Raw genomic sequence first — 14,487 nt, 5'->3', positions numbered from 1 at the left:
TTATTTCACCTCTTCTTTCTTGTCAGCCACTTTATGCTTCGAAGAGTAGTCACGTTTACGAGGCTGAATCAGCGAAATATCAATTTCTTCGTACGAAATCTTCGGTCCGTTTGTAGCTGGATCGAATTCAGCGATTGTCGTTTTCATGAAGTCCTCGTCATTACGGTCCGGGAATTCCGGTTTGTAATGTGCACCGCGGCTTTCGTTACGGTTAAGCGCACCGAGTGTAACAACACGTGCGAGTTGCAGCATATTCCACAGTTGACGTGTAAATGCAGCGCTCGCATTGCTTGATTTTGCTGTATCGTTGATGTTGATTTGCTGATAGCGCTGCATGAGTTCTTGAATCTTCTCATCTGTCTGCTTCAGCTTGTCGTTGTAGCGTACAACCGTTACGTTATCGGTCATCCATTCGCCAAGTTCGCGGTGGATTACATATGCGTTCTCTGTACCGCTTGTCATGCTAGTAATGCTATCGTATTTACCCTGCTGTTTTTTGGCTTCTCCGTCGAATACAGTAGAGGAGATGTCTTCTGCGGACTTCTCAAGGCCTTTGATGTATTCAATGGCTTTTGGACCTGCCACCATGCCGCCGAATACAGCAGACAGGAGCGAGTTTGCACCGAGACGGTTTGCACCGTGCTGCGAGTAATCACACTCACCAGCTGCAAACAGACCTGGGATATTTGTCATCTGGTTGTAATCAACCCACAGACCGCCCATAGAATAGTGAACAGCCGGGAAGATTTTCATTGGAACTTTACGCGGGTCGTCCCCTGCGAATTTTTCATAAATCTCGATGATACCACCGAGTTTAATGTCAAGTTCGTGCGGATCTTTGTGAGACAGGTCAAGGTATACCATGTTCTCGCCGTTGATACCCAATTTCTGTACAACGCACACGTCAAAAATTTCACGGGTCGCGATATCACGCGGTACAAGGTTACCGTATGCCGGGTATTTCTCTTCAAGGAAGTACCACGGTTTACCGTCTTTATATGTCCATACACGACCGCCCTCACCACGAGCAGACTCGGACATCAGACGCAGCTTGTCATCGCCTGGGATTGCAGTCGGGTGGATCTGGATGAACTCAGCATTCGCATATTTAACGCCCTGCTGATAGATCGCAGACGCTGCTGTTGCTGTGTTGATAACAGAGTTTGTAGATTTACCAAAGATAATACCAGGGCCACCTGTCGCCATAATAACAGCATCCGCTTTGAATGCTTTAATCTCCATAGAGCGGAGATTCTGCGCAGTGATACCACGGCATGTACCTTCATCATCCACAACAGCGGACAGGAATTCCCATCCTTCATATTTCGTAACGAGACCATTTACTTCCCAACGGCGAACTTGCTCGTCCAACGCGTACAGAAGCTGCTGACCTGTTGTCGCACCAGCGAACGCTGTACGGTGGTGCTGTGTACCCCCGAAACGGCGGAAGTCGATCAGACCTTCCGGCGTACGGTTGAACATAACGCCCATACGGTCGAACATATAAATGATACCAGGTGCTGCATCACACATTGCTTTAACTGGCGGTTGGTTCGCAAGGAAGTCGCCACCATAAATTGTGTCATCGAAGTGAATCCATGGGGAATCGCCTTCCCCTTTTGTATTAACTGCCCCGTTAATACCGCCCTGCGCACAAACAGAGTGGGAGCGTTTTACCGGAACAAGTGAGAACAGCTCAACCGGATGACCGGCTTCCGCAGCTTTAATAGTCGCCATGAGGCCTGCGAGACCGCCACCGACTACGATAATTTTACCTTTACTCATGCTCTAACCCCCTATTTCTGAATGGCCTGAGCCACGTCAACCGGATTCGCGAATGCAAACAGTGCCATCAGACCCATTGCAGACATCAGCACGAAAATCGCCATTGTCACATATGTAGAGATGCGCTGTGCACGCGGACCGACTGTAATGCCCCAGCTAACTGCAAAACTCCAGAGACCGTTCGCGAAATGGAACACAGCAGAAATAAGACCGATGACATAAAATGCAAGCATTACCTTGTTCGCAAGAATGTCATTCATGAGTGTAAAGAGACCAGTGGCATCTGTTTTGCCAATCAGCATTTGGATTTTTGTTTCGTATACGTGCCAGGTAATAAAGATGAGAGTAATTACGCCCGTAACGCGCTGCAGCATGAACATTGTGTTACGGAAATAGCCATAGTTGCCAACGTTGTTTTTCGCTTGGAAAGCAATGTACAAACCATAAATACCATGGTACAAAATCGGTAAGAAAATAAACAGAATTTCAATCAAAGCAAGGAACGGAAGTCCCTCCATGATTTGTACGCGCTCCAGGAAAGCTGGTTCGCCGCGTGTTGCGTAAAAGTTCACTAGTAAGTGAACGAATAGAAAGCCCCCAATCGGAACTACGCCGAGTAGGGAGTGAAGTTTACGGTTGAAGAAATGACGATGATTCATCATTTTCATATTCCCCCTTTCATAATGGTACCCTCTGGTTTTTCTAGTTTGGCATTTTTTTCACAAATCCATGCTTGTTGGCTACTCTCTCCACCCTACCACTACAAAACTGTAAAATCCTATCTCTCTCCACTCCTCCTTCGCCTCTGCGGCTGCCTCTGACATGAAGAAAAGCTCCCTGTGAAGGAAGCCTATGAAAATGAAGACTTTGTGACAAATTCATTTTACTCTCTGGACGGGTTAGCGTCAAGGAAACCGCCACAGAAATTGTCGAAATTAAACAATAATCAATAGGAAGCAGCGGAGCGTTTACAAACCCTTACATACTGCTGATTGAGGTAGGATTCTACCAGTGGGCCAATCTTCACAAACTCAACGAGAAAACCATCATGTCCGTAAATGGAATCAATATAGTGATACTCCACATTTTTTCCAGCCTTCTGCATCATGGCCACTACTTCTTCCTGATGATCAGCCGGATACAATAGATCACCAGAAATCGCAATCGAAAGTACATGCGCCTGTATGCTTTCAATCGCCTTTTTAATTCCGCCACGGTTGCGTCCAATATCATGAGAGTCCATCGCTTTTAACAAATACAGATAGCTGTTAGCATCAAACCGATCGACCAGCTTTTGTCCCTGATAGCGCAAGTAGCTCTCAATTTGGAAGGTAGAGTCGAATTGTGTCACATCCCCCTTATCATCTTTCAGCCGACGACCAAACCGATATTCAAACAAATCGGCCGTTCGGTACGTAAGCATTCCAAGCATCCGGGCGACGGACAGCCCGTTAATCGGCCCTTTGTCCGGGTAATAATGTCCGCGCTGCCAGCTTGGGTCAGACAGGATTGCCTGCCGCCCTACATCATTATACGCGATTGCCACAGCAGACAAGCGGGCGCAAGTCGCGATCGGGACTACTACTTCCATCATGTCTGGATATGATGTAGCCCATTCAAACACTTGCATGCCACCCATTGATCCACCAATCACCGCAAACAACTTATCAATTTCAAGATGCCGGACTAGTTCATACTGCACCTGCACCATATCCCGAATTGTCACAACGGGAAAGTCAGCCCCATACGGTATACCCGACTCCGGGTGAACCGATGCCGGGCCTGTCGTTCCTGCGCAGCCACCTAGTACATTGGACGTAATAACAAAATACTGATTTGTATCTACATACCGACCCGGTCCAATTAACCCTTCCCACCAGCCTGGTGTTTCTTCATCCCCTACTGCTTTAGCATCTCCGGTCAGTGCATGACAGATGAGAATTGCGTTGTTTCTCTCCGCGTTCAGCTTCCCACTTGTTTCGTACGTCACCTCTACCTGACTGATTGTCTCCCCACATTCTAAAGTGATGCTCGTAAGCACCATCTTCTTCTCCATTATATATGTCACTCCCTCCGAGCTTTTCCGCTACATCCATGAAAAAAGAAAAAGCCCCTTCTTTATTCAAAAGAAGAGGGGCTTATGCCGATCCAGACCTCCTCTTATCTTCCAGAACCGAATGTCCTGCTGGAATTGGCACCTTATCCGCAATATACTGCGGGGTTGCCGGGCTTCATCGGGCCAGTCCCTCCACCTCTCTAGATAAGAGCTATTCAGTTTTTTCAGTCTTTACTAACAATTATCTACATACTACGTGCTTTAGTGGGCAATGTCAATATTGACAGTCTGACATTGATGTATGTAAACTTAAATAAAACCATAGTTAACATAAAGGAGAAACGCCATGCAAAGTCAACGTTTGAAAATGATGATTCTTTCGGCCTTATTTTGTGCCATTATTTCGGTATGTGCACAGCTATCTATTTCCTTCCTTCCAATGGTCCCATTCACGATGCAGAACTTTGCTATCGCCCTTACCGTTATTATTCTCGGACAGAGATACGGGACGCTTGCTGTGTTGTTATATATACTGCTCGGCGTGATTGGAGTTCCGGTATTCGCACAGTTTAAAACCGGGGCATCCGTGCTTGTAGGTCCAACAGGCGGTTATTTGATTGGCTACATCGTCGCAGCATTTGTGATGGGCATGATGCTTAAGCGGGATACAATAACAGTTATCCGTGCTTTTCTCGCCAATGTAGTTGGCCTGGCTATTATTTATGCATTAGGTGTCGCACAGCTTAAACTGGTTGCACATCTGACATGGAACAAAGCGATTGCTGTTGGGATGACTCCGTTTATCGCACCAGATCTGCTCAAAATCGCGCTTGCATCTTATGTCGGCGTTCTGGTCATCCGCCGTCTAAAAGCAGCGGGACTTATGCCGTCGCATTCACAGTCAAAAACAGATCATACAGCATAAGCATGATTCAACACACCTTCTGTACCATAGCGATAGTAAAAGGCCGGTCCAAGTGACCGGCCTTTTACTATGAATCTTACTTATTGCGCTGAATGGACAACTGCGCGTTCTACTACGTCAAGTCCAAATGATGTATGCAGGCTGCGTACGGCGTTTTCCATTTGCTCAAGCGGTACAACACACGATACTTTAATCTCGGATGTCGATACCATTTTGATTTCAATTCCCGCGTCTGCCAAACAACGGAACATCTGAGCCGCTACTCCCGGATTGGTAATCATACCTGCACCTACAATGGATACTTTGGCCAGTTCTTCTTCCGCTACAGCATAGCCAAAGTGCAGATGTTCTTTTTCACGCAACAAAATTTGCAGCGTCCGCTTTACCTCGTCTCCACTTACGGAAAATGAGACATTCGTTGTATCTGCTTCGTACGAACTCTGAATGATCACATCCACATTAATATGCTCGTCAGCCAGTGTCGTGAACAACTTCGACATCGTATCCACCTGCATCGGCATATCTGCTACTGTAATTTTTGCTACGTTTTTATCATGGGCGATTCCGCTAATAATCAGTCCTTGTTCCATATCTACTTCCTCCTGTACTCGTGTTCCTTCTTCATAACCAAAGCTAGAGCGCACCACAAGCGGCACGCCATGCTGTTTGGCGCATTCAACCGCACGCGGGTGCAGTACGCCAGCACCCAGTGTAGCCAGTTCAAGCATCTCATCATGCGAAATGGTTGTAAGTTTCCGGGCAGATGACACAATGCGCGGGTCGGCTGTATAGACGCCGTCTACATCCGTATAAATTTCACACAGATCAGCTTTCAATGCCCCGGCAAGTGCTACCGCTGTCGTATCCGAGCCGCCGCGACCAAGCGTTGTGATCTGTCCATCTTCTGTAATTCCCTGGAAACCCGCAACGATGACAACGTTACCAGCGGCAAGGGCATCCTGCATCGTTGCTGGATCGATCTGTACAATACGTGCCTTTGTATGTACATCTTCTGTCGTAATACCTGCCTGCCAGCCTGTCATCGAAACAGCAGACTGACCTTCCGCCTGAAGCGCCATCGACAATAAGGCAATAGATACTTGTTCTCCAGTTGTCAAAAGCATATCCATCTCCCGAGCAGGTGGTTCTGCTGTAATCTGCTTCGCCATATCCACAAGCACATCTGTTGATTTTCCCATGGCGGATACGACTACAACGACATCATGTCCAGCGTTCCGCGTCTGAATGACACGATGTGCCACCGCCTGGATGCGCTCTACCGTTCCTACTGATGTACCGCCGAATTTCTGTACAATCAAACTCATGCTTCTCTCTCCTCTTTTTCCTGAATATTCTCTCTATCCCGCATAAAATAAAAAGGACAGCAAACGAAAGGCATACGTGCCTTCGCTGCTGTCCTGTAAGTCCGTTCGGTAACTTCCAGCAATACGCTCACGTCCCTTTTCCCTGTGCGAGATAGTACTCCACCGAACGTCCGGGATGACGATTCGGTGACAGTCCTGCATCTATTCGATACAGACCCAACAACAGCCGCTGAGAAGCAAGCTGTCATTTCGGCGAATTCCCCTTTCTTCTGCATTCTATGGACTCTCAATCCTCCTGCAGGGTACTTATGGTTTTCGCGCCTCTACCTCACCATATAAGTGAGGCGTTACTTGAAATATTTAATTTATCAGTATAATATCACAATCCAAATCCAGGAGCAACCCTTTATTTGTCTACAGTCCCCTCTTCTGCGTTCAACGTTCCACACAGATGAGCAAGAATCGTACGAGCCAGCTTATCACCAATTCCAAGTCCCCGGTACTCATCAAGACTTGCTTCTTTCATCTTTTTGACAGAGCCAAAATGCTTCAGCAACAGTTTCTTACGCTTGTCCCCGATACCCGGAATATCATCGAGCTGCGACTTAAACATGGTCTTACCACGTGTAGTACGATGAAATGTAATCGCAAAGCGGTGAACTTCATCCTGGATGCGCTGTAATAGATAGAACTCGTTGCTGTCCCGTTTTAACTCTACCGGAAGCGGTGGGTCTCCGACAAGCAACTGGGACGTGCGGTGGCGATCATCTTTGGCAAGTCCGCATACTGGAATATAGAGGCCGAGTTCATTTTCGAGCACATCGATAGCAGCTGAGATCTGCCCCTTACCACCATCGACTACAATCAGGTCAGGCATCTGCAAATTTTCTTTAAGGACACGTGTATAACGACGGCGGATAACTTCTTTCATTGATCCGTAATCATCCGGGCCCACGACTGTTTTGACCTTGTACTTGCGGTATTCTTTTTTATCCGGCTTCCCATCCGTGAATACAATCATCGCAGAAACCGGATCGATCCCCTGAATATTAGAGTTATCAAAAGCTTCGATCCGCTTCGGATATCCAATGCCAATCGCTTCTCCGAGCTTCTCTACCGCCTGCACGGTACGCGCCTCATCACGCGCCATCAGCGCAAATTTCTCGTTTAGCGCAATACAGGCATTCTCATTTGCCATATCAACCAACTGCTTTTTTGGACCGCGCTGCGGCACCAAAAGCTTCGATCCCAGCCATTCTTCCAGCCCCTCGCTTCCTTCTGCTGATGGCAAGAGTACTTCTTTCGGGCGTACATGTTCTTCAAAGTAAAACTGCACAACATACGAGATAAAGCCCTCATGCTCCTCTCCGTAATACGGAAAAGACGCGACATTACGCTCAATCATCTTGCCCTGGCGAATATGGAATACCTGTATGCTCATCCAGCCTTTATCCGTATGGTATCCCCAGGCGTCACGGTCTACGTTATCCGCAAATGTCACCTTCTGTTTCTCAAGAATGGCATCAATATAGTGAATCTGATCCCGCAGATCGCGCGCACGCTCAAATTCCAAATTCTCAGCTGCCTGCTCCATTTGCCGCTGTAGCTGGCTCCTGATCTCGGTGTAATTCCCATTCAAAAACCGGGTGATCTGTTCAATCATCTCGCTGTACTGTGCCATATCAAGTTCATACTCGCATGGCGCAAGACACTGGCCCATATGGTAATACAGGCACACCTGCTTTGGAATATGCTTGCATTTACGAAACGGATACAGCCGGTCTAACAGCTTCTTCGTCTCCTGTGCAGCTCCGGCGTTCGGATACGGACCAAAATACTTCGCGCCGTCTTTCAGTACCTTACGCGTAATCTCTAAGCGCGGATGGAGCTCGTTGGTAATCTTAATATACGGATACGTTTTGTCATCCTTAAGCAGAACATTATAGCGTGGATCATACTGCTTGATCAGATTGCACTCAAGCAAAAGCGCTTCCATCGGGGATGAAGTGACAATATATTCAAAATCGACAATCTCCTGCACAAGACGCTGTGTCTTGCCGTCATGACTGCCAGTAAAATATGAGCGGACACGGTTTTTTAATACTTTCGCTTTCCCGACATAAATCACGATGCCCTCAGTGTTTTTCATGAGATAACAGCCAGGCTTGTCGGGCAGGAGCGCTAATTTTTCTTTGATTGTGTTCATGGTTTCGTCCTCCCTGATTGTTATGTTACAACACGGAGGGCGTGTTCTCAACTGGCTGGTTCTGCAAGCTTGTTTGACGGGTCAGTGGTTAAACAAAGTGTAGTGGGGGGGAGCAGCGGCGAAAGAAGCCTGTCACTTTAGCATGCTCGCAAGGAAGTCTATTCTGGCCGCTACAGAAGTCCGGCAAACTCGCCCGCAAAGAGTGAGCAGGATGCTTTGCTCTGTTGCTTGCGGGCAAAGGCCCGTTTGCCTACCTTCCTTCGCTGGGCGGTCGCATACAGGCGTTCCCTGCTTCTCTCGCCGCTGCTCCCGACACGCTTTGTAAGCGGATCATCAAGCCAAGCTTTTCGTTCATCTGTTGTTTATCGTTTATTGTAGATTTTTATTAAAAGAAAAACCGCCCATGATAAGAGGTGAATTGAACTATCGATTCCCGTTAGCATAATAAAGACTTATTCCTCCGAGTTGTTCTTCTCAATTTTTAGTTCGTCATATTCTCCCCAAGATATATATACAATTCCGATAATCAACGTCCATAAACTGAAATTACTAAGTGTGTTTCCAACATAATCTAACATTCCGTTAAACAACTGCTCATCCCAATTAGTAACTCCTGAACCAAAAATAGCAGCACTTATATATTTAGTTGAAATTAAAAAGGCAGATATAGCTATAAATGCAACACCAGTTCCCCGTCTTTTCATTTTTTTACCATTCCCCCAATATAAACTTTACCATAAAAACTATAAAATACATTGAACTATCCTACTCGTTAGCTTAATAAGAAAATCAACAAGGAACCTTAACAGAGCCTAAAAGAAAAGAAGGTGTCTCGCTGTCATCTACATGACTTTGAGACACCTTCTTTACTTGATGCGCGTCTTACAGGTGTTTGTTGATTGCGTTAAGCAGGTTGTCTTTTGGTTGGAAGCCGATGATTTTATCAACAACTTGACCGTCTTTTACGAGCATGAGTGTTGGGATGCTCATTACGCCAAAGCGCTGCGCAGATTCTGGGTTGTCATCTACGTTTACTTTTGCGATTTTAACTTTACCGCCGATCTCGCTATCGATTTCTTCAAGTACTGGAGCGATCATTTTGCAAGGTCCGCACCATGGTGCCCAGAAATCAACAAGGACTGCGCCGCCACTTTCTACTTCTGTTTGAAACGTATTGTCGGTTACATTTACGATTGCCATGTAATGTTTCCTCCTTTTATGTTTGCATCCTTATATTTCTTCAAGATAACTTTTGTTACACGGTGACAATATACCACTAAGAGTATGTCACTAAAAGTATAATACCATCTCTCCGAAAATTTATCCAATGCTTATGTGTTTTCTTTTTACCACAAACCAATTACCTTCCACCAAGCAAGACCAATTCCAAGCCAGATGATAATATTAATAATGGAGATCATAAAGCCAATGGACCACCATTTCCCCTCGGATACATACCCCGGACCGAATAAAATTGGAGCGGGTCCGAATCCGTAGTGCGTCATCGAACCAAATAAATTACTAAAGAAGCCAAGAATTAAAGCTGCTAGTACTCCAGGGGTACCGGTTGTAATCGCGACCGTAAGAAAGGCGGCATACATCGCACTAACGTGAGCCGTTGCACTTGCAAACAGATAATGGCTGTAGAAATACGCAAGAATAAGGACAAGAAAGGCTGTCGTTGCCGACATGCCAGCTACTTGATTTCCCATAGTCTTACTAAACCATGGGATCAGGCCGAGTTGATTTAATTGCGTGGCCATCATGACAAGTGCGGCAAACCATACAAGTGTATCCCATGCCATTTTTTCTCCCGTGACATCTCCCCAGCTTAATACCTGTGTCAGCAAAAGCAGCGAGACCCCGACAATCGCAGTTGTAGTGGCGTCAATTCCAATTCGTTCACCAAAAATCCACAATAGCAGCACCGTACCAAACACAAACAGCATCCGCTTTTCCACATTGCTCATAGGACCCATCTTCTTCAATTGATCCGTTGCAAATTGCGCAGCATCAGGTGTTTCTTTAATCTCAGGTGGATATATTTTATAGATAAACCAGGGAATGACCAGCAGACTTATAAGTCCCGGGACAATTGCAGCCAACGCCCAACTTCCCCATGTAATGGACACTCCGGCCTCTTTTGCTTGTGATACAGCAAGAGGATTTGCTGCCATTGCCGTCATGAACATAGCAGATGTAATCACATTGACCTGAAACGCCGTTAGCGTTAAGAACGAGCCAATCTTTCTTTCTGTTCCTTCTTCCGGTTTGGAGCCGAAGGAATCGGATAGGGAATGGATAATCGGAAAAATCACGCCGCCAGCACGGGCTGAATTACTTGGCATAGCCGGAGAAAGCGCAAAATCTGTGAATGCCAGCGCATACGACAAACCTAGCGTCTTCTTCCCGAACTTCTTTACGAATATATAAGCAACCCGAGCACCTAATCCCGTTTTCGTAACGCCTCGTGAAATAATAATGGCGCATACGATAATCCAGATGGTGCTGTTGCTAAATCCAGACAGTGCCACTTTCAAGGGCAGTATTCCGGTAATGACGGTAGTCGTAATCGCCAGAATCGAAAGACTTCCCATCGGCATTGGCTTCATAATAAACCCTATAATTGTCGCTACAAAAATCGCTAGTAGATGCCATGCCTCCGGTTTCACCCCTGCTGGCGGCCCTACAAGCCATACCATTATCCCCACTGCTATCATGATCAGTAAAGGAATTCTTTTGATTTCTCCTGATGTCGTCACTTTCTCTTTTCCTCCTAAAAGCAGTTTTCATGCGATTGCTTTTATATTTTGCACTTTTTTAGGTAAAAAGGAAAGTTTAAGAATAAATAAAAAAAAGAGTGTTCCAAAAGTTGCTTTCGGAACACCCTCTTTTCTAAAAACATATATTGATTTTTCTTATGCCTGTACAAGCACTTTCTTAAATTCTTCTGTCAGAAGCGGCACAACTTCAAACAGATCGCCTACGATGCCGTAGTCTGCTACCTGGAAGATTGGAGCTTCTGGATCTTTGTTAATGGCTACGATGACTTTCGAGCTTGACATACCTGCCAAGTGTTGGATCGCACCGGAAATGCCTGCTGCAATATACAGATCTGGTGTTACTACTTTACCTGTTTGGCCGATCTGGAGCGAGTAATCGCAGTATTCAGCGTCGCACGCACCACGGGATGCACCAACTGCACCACCAAGAACGTCAGCAAGTTCCTGAAGCGGCTTGAACCCGTCCACGGATTTAACACCGCGACCGCCGGACACTACTACTTTAGCTTCAGACAAGTCTACGCCGCCCGCTGTTTTACGGACAATATCTTTTACGATCGTGCGCAGGTCTTTGATTTCAGCTGTAAAATCAACCTGTTCCGCTGCAGATGCGCCCGCTTCTTCCGCCGGAATATTGTTCGGACGAATGGTTGCAAAAGCTGTACCGGATACCATTTTTTTCTTCTCGAATGCTTTCCCTGCATAGATTGGACGTGTGAACACAATCGCATCTCCGTCCAGTTCCACATTGATCGCATCCGATACAAGACCAAGACCAAGACGAGCTGCAAGACGCGGAGCCGCATCTTTACCGATCGCTGTATGCGGCATGAAGATTGCATCCGGTTGCACCGCATCTACTACCTGACGAAGCGCCTGTGCGTATGCATCTGTTGTGTATGTGTCAAGTTCACTATTCGTTACTACATATACTTTAGCAGCACCATGCTGACCGAGTGCTTCTACATATTTCGCTGCATCGCTTCCTAATACAGCAGCTACTACTTCCCCGCCACCTGCTACGCGCTTCGCTGCCGCAAGCACCTCAAATGATACGTTACGCAGGTTACCATCACGTGCTTCTGCAATTGCAAGAATTTTTTTACTCATGGACGTCTTCCTCCCCCATCCTTAGATTACTTTCGCTTCGCTGCGAAGAAGTTGGACTAATTCTTTAACCTGATCCGCCACGTCGCCACTCAGTACGCGACCTGCTTCTTTCTTCGGCGGCAAGTATGTTTCGATCACTGCTGTTTTTGCTGCCACGTCACCATCTAGCTCGAGATCATCTACACTCAGACGCTCCATCGGTTTCTTCTTCGCCTTCATGATACCTGGCAGAGAAGGGTAGCGCGGTTCGTTAAGGCCCTGCTGTGCTGTTACGAGCACTGGGAGTGATACTTCTACCACTTCCTGATCACCTTCCACATCGCGCTCAACTGTCGCTTTACCGCCATCTACTTCAAGCTTCGTAATGGTTGTGACTTGCGGAATGTTCAGCTCTTCTGCAAGGCGTGAACCAACCTGGCCTGCTCCATTATCAACTGCCATGTTTCCGCCAATAATAATATCGTAATCGCGGTCTTTAATTACAGCCGCAAGAATCTTCGCTACACTATATTCGTCATAATTGCCATCCTCATCTTCTACGATGACAGCCTTATCTGCACCCATCGCAAGCGCTGTGCGCAGTGCGCTCTCCGCACGGTCTGGACCTACTGTAACAACTGTTACTTCCCCGCCGTGCTCGTCGCGCAGCTTAATCGCTTCCTCAACTGCATACTCGTCATACGGATTGATGATGAATTCTACACCGTCTTCGCTGATCGCGCCGCCCTGCAGTGCGATTTTCTCTTCCGTGTCAAACGTTTGCTTTAAGCATACAATGATATTCATGGGAATCCTCCTTTAACCTTGTTATTACTTGTCCTGGAATTCAGCCTGACGCTTCTCAATGAAAGCGTTCACGCCTTCCTTCATGTCAGCAGTAGCGAACAGTTGGCCGAACAGCTCGGCTTCCCGGTTCATGCCACTCTCCTGACCTTCAGTGAGACCATAGGTGACCGCTTCAAGCGCTACACGCATCGTAACGGCACTTTTGCCTGCCGCAAGCGCTTCCGCGAAATTCTTCACTTCTTCCATAAGCGCTTCCGGTGCAAATGCACGATTTACAAGCCCGATGCGCTCTGCTTCCTTACCATTCACAAATTCACTGGACATAATGAGTTCAATGGCTTTAGCCTTGCCAGTTAGACGAGCCAGACGCTGCGTACCACCGAATCCCGGAATCAATCCGAGCTTCAATTCCGGCAGACCGAGCAGTGCATTCTCAGCGGCGAAGCGCATATGGCACGCCATCGCCAGCTCCAATCCTCCACCGAGAGCCGCACCGTTAACAGCAGCGATTACAGGTTTTGGAAAATTCTCGATTAAATCGAATACTTTCTGTCCATAGCGAGCCATCTGTTCGGCTTTCTCTGTGTCGTCGAACGCGCCTGTGAACTCTTTAATGTCAGCTCCCGCAACGAAGAAACGACCTGCGCCTGTTACGACGACAACTTTCGCTTCTGCGTTGTTCTGGACGTGGCTAAATGCCGCTTCCAGACCCGAAAGCGTGGCGGAGCTTACCGTATTCGCCGGAGCGACATCTACGGTAATATAGGCAACACGATTTTCTATGTGTAGCGTCACGTTAGTAAACTCCATCCTAGTTCTCTCCCTCCACAACTGCAAATTAATGACAATCTAATTATAATTGATTTTCCTTAAAGTTTAAGGAATTTTTTAATGAAATAAATATATTCAATCTATTTTATGTTTTTAAGCCATGAACGAACAGATTATGCAACGGATCAACAAGTGAAACCAGCTCATATTCTCGTTCATTCATCACCCATGATGTAACTGCCTCATCAAGTGTGCCAAAAATCATCTTACGCACAATCGCATGCTCGACATCAGCGCGAAACACCTGCTGCTGCTTGCCCAGCAAAATAATTTGATCAATCATGTTCAGATATTTTTTAATCACTTCGTTAATTCCCATTCGCACTTTGAGATTGGATTGCCGGAGTTCGATCTGCGTTACAACTGCAAAGCTTCGGTTCTGTGATAGCTGCCACAAATGCAGATAAATCAGCTCACGAAGCTGATCCTCCGCCCGCTCAAATTTATCAATGCGCTCTTGGATCGTCTTGATGAACAGCCCCATTTTCTCGCGGAACAGCGATATCAGTATATCTTCTTTGCTGTCAAAATACAGATAAATCGTCCCGTCTGCCACAGATGCTTCCCTGGCGATTTTGGATACTTGCGCTTGATGATAGCCATACCGGGCAATCACTTTGACAGCAGCATCGATGATAGCCTGATACTTCTCTCCCGTTTTTTTTGCCATACTTTTTCCC

13 protein-coding genes and 2 riboswitches are annotated in these 14,487 nt (G+C 46.6%); of the genes, 1 reads left to right on the top strand and 12 read right to left on the bottom strand.

Annotated features, from left to right (window positions below):
* The 3 genes from sdhA to metX form a co-directional block, all read right to left on the bottom strand.
* Window positions 1-1,785, bottom strand: coding sequence for a succinate dehydrogenase flavoprotein subunit (gene sdhA / locus CB4_RS05540; protein WP_096463935.1), 1,785 nt, complete (start codon window positions 1,783-1,785; stop codon window positions 1-3).
* Window positions 1,786-1,796: 11 nt separating this feature from the next.
* The gene (locus CB4_RS05535) at window positions 1,797-2,447 is read right to left on the bottom strand and encodes a succinate dehydrogenase cytochrome b558 subunit (protein WP_096463934.1); all 651 of its coding nucleotides are present in this window, start codon (window positions 2,445-2,447) and stop codon (window positions 1,797-1,799) included.
* A gap of 284 nt (window positions 2,448-2,731) precedes the next feature.
* Window positions 2,732-3,841: a homoserine O-acetyltransferase MetX gene (metX, locus tag CB4_RS05530; RefSeq protein ID WP_096463933.1), complete on the bottom strand. Its 1,110-nt coding sequence runs from the start codon at window positions 3,839-3,841 to the stop codon at window positions 2,732-2,734.
* Window positions 3,842-3,942: 101 nt separating this feature from the next.
* Window positions 3,943-4,052, bottom strand: a riboswitch (SAM riboswitch).
* A gap of 135 nt (window positions 4,053-4,187) precedes the next feature.
* On the opposite strand from metX, the gene CB4_RS05525 reads away from it, so the two are divergent.
* Window positions 4,188-4,766 carry a biotin transporter BioY gene (locus CB4_RS05525; RefSeq protein ID WP_096463932.1) on the top strand — a complete coding sequence of 193 codons (579 nt, stop codon included), beginning with the start codon at window positions 4,188-4,190 and terminating at the stop codon, window positions 4,764-4,766.
* A gap of 80 nt (window positions 4,767-4,846) precedes the next feature.
* Here the strand turns inward: CB4_RS05525 and CB4_RS05520 are convergent, their stop codons facing one another.
* The 9 genes from CB4_RS05520 to CB4_RS05475 form a co-directional block, all read right to left on the bottom strand.
* Window positions 4,847-6,091 carry an aspartate kinase gene (locus CB4_RS05520; RefSeq protein ID WP_096463931.1) on the bottom strand — a complete coding sequence of 415 codons (1,245 nt, stop codon included), beginning with the start codon at window positions 6,089-6,091 and terminating at the stop codon, window positions 4,847-4,849.
* Window positions 6,092-6,235: 144 nt separating this feature from the next.
* Window positions 6,236-6,425, bottom strand: a riboswitch (Lysine riboswitch).
* 72 nt (window positions 6,426-6,497) lie between these two features.
* A complete protein-coding gene (uvrC, locus tag CB4_RS05510; protein WP_096463929.1) occupies window positions 6,498-8,297 on the bottom strand; it encodes an excinuclease ABC subunit UvrC in 1,800 nt (599 codons plus the stop codon).
* A 452-nt stretch (window positions 8,298-8,749) separates the two neighbouring features.
* Window positions 8,750-9,001, bottom strand: a complete 252-nt coding sequence (locus CB4_RS05505) for a hypothetical protein (protein ID WP_096463928.1) — start codon at window positions 8,999-9,001, stop codon at window positions 8,750-8,752.
* 178 nt (window positions 9,002-9,179) lie between these two features.
* The gene (gene trxA, locus CB4_RS05500; RefSeq protein ID WP_096463927.1) at window positions 9,180-9,497 is read right to left on the bottom strand and encodes a thioredoxin; all 318 of its coding nucleotides are present in this window, start codon (window positions 9,495-9,497) and stop codon (window positions 9,180-9,182) included.
* Between the two features lie 146 nt (window positions 9,498-9,643).
* The gene (locus CB4_RS05495) at window positions 9,644-11,017 is read right to left on the bottom strand and encodes an anion permease (RefSeq protein ID WP_096467642.1); all 1,374 of its coding nucleotides are present in this window, start codon (window positions 11,015-11,017) and stop codon (window positions 9,644-9,646) included.
* Between the two features lie 198 nt (window positions 11,018-11,215).
* Window positions 11,216-12,190, bottom strand: coding sequence for an electron transfer flavoprotein subunit alpha/FixB family protein (locus tag CB4_RS05490; RefSeq protein ID WP_096463926.1), 975 nt, complete (start codon window positions 12,188-12,190; stop codon window positions 11,216-11,218).
* A gap of 21 nt (window positions 12,191-12,211) precedes the next feature.
* Window positions 12,212-12,976 carry an electron transfer flavoprotein subunit beta/FixA family protein gene (locus tag CB4_RS05485; RefSeq protein ID WP_096463925.1) on the bottom strand — a complete coding sequence of 255 codons (765 nt, stop codon included), beginning with the start codon at window positions 12,974-12,976 and terminating at the stop codon, window positions 12,212-12,214.
* 24 nt (window positions 12,977-13,000) lie between these two features.
* A complete protein-coding gene (locus CB4_RS05480) occupies window positions 13,001-13,786 on the bottom strand; it encodes an enoyl-CoA hydratase (RefSeq protein ID WP_096463924.1) in 786 nt (261 codons plus the stop codon).
* Window positions 13,787-13,892: 106 nt separating this feature from the next.
* Complete coding sequence (locus CB4_RS05475) at window positions 13,893-14,477, bottom strand: fatty acid metabolism transcriptional regulator FadR (protein WP_096463923.1); 585 nt, start codon at window positions 14,475-14,477, stop codon at window positions 13,893-13,895.
* Window positions 14,478-14,487 lie beyond the last annotated feature (10 nt).

It is taken from the genome of Aneurinibacillus soli, assembly GCF_002355375.1.
In the GTDB taxonomy this organism is placed as follows: Bacteria; Bacillota; Bacilli; order Aneurinibacillales; family Aneurinibacillaceae; genus Aneurinibacillus; species Aneurinibacillus soli.
Note: the sequence above shows the minus strand (reverse complement) of the source record. Positions and strands in the feature narration are given on the sequence as shown.

Excerpts from the sequence above, each read along its gene's own strand:
- sdhA (WP_096463935.1), bottom strand. The coding sequence starts at position 1,785 with ATGAGTAAAGGTAAAATTATCGTAGTCGGTGGCGGTCTCGCAGGCCTC.
- CB4_RS05535 (WP_096463934.1), bottom strand. The coding sequence starts at position 2,447 with ATGATGAATCATCGTCATTTCTTCAACCGTAAACTTCACTCCCTACTC.
- metX (WP_096463933.1), bottom strand. The coding sequence starts at position 3,841 with ATGGAGAAGAAGATGGTGCTTACGAGCATCACTTTAGAATGTGGGGAG.
- CB4_RS05525 (WP_096463932.1), top strand. The coding sequence starts at position 4,188 with ATGCAAAGTCAACGTTTGAAAATGATGATTCTTTCGGCCTTATTTTGT.
- CB4_RS05520 (WP_096463931.1), bottom strand. The coding sequence starts at position 6,091 with ATGAGTTTGATTGTACAGAAATTCGGCGGTACATCAGTAGGAACGGTA.
- uvrC (WP_096463929.1), bottom strand. The coding sequence starts at position 8,297 with ATGAACACAATCAAAGAAAAATTAGCGCTCCTGCCCGACAAGCCTGGC.
- CB4_RS05505 (WP_096463928.1), bottom strand. The coding sequence starts at position 9,001 with ATGAAAAGACGGGGAACTGGTGTTGCATTTATAGCTATATCTGCCTTT.
- trxA (WP_096463927.1), bottom strand. The coding sequence starts at position 9,497 with ATGGCAATCGTAAATGTAACCGACAATACGTTTCAAACAGAAGTAGAA.
- CB4_RS05495 (WP_096467642.1), bottom strand. The coding sequence starts at position 11,017 with ATGATAGCAGTGGGGATAATGGTATGGCTTGTAGGGCCGCCAGCAGGG.
- CB4_RS05490 (WP_096463926.1), bottom strand. The coding sequence starts at position 12,190 with ATGAGTAAAAAAATTCTTGCAATTGCAGAAGCACGTGATGGTAACCTG.
- CB4_RS05485 (WP_096463925.1), bottom strand. The coding sequence starts at position 12,976 with ATGAATATCATTGTATGCTTAAAGCAAACGTTTGACACGGAAGAGAAA.
- CB4_RS05480 (WP_096463924.1), bottom strand. The coding sequence starts at position 13,786 with ATGGAGTTTACTAACGTGACGCTACACATAGAAAATCGTGTTGCCTAT.
- CB4_RS05475 (WP_096463923.1), bottom strand. The coding sequence starts at position 14,477 with ATGGCAAAAAAAACGGGAGAGAAGTATCAGGCTATCATCGATGCTGCT.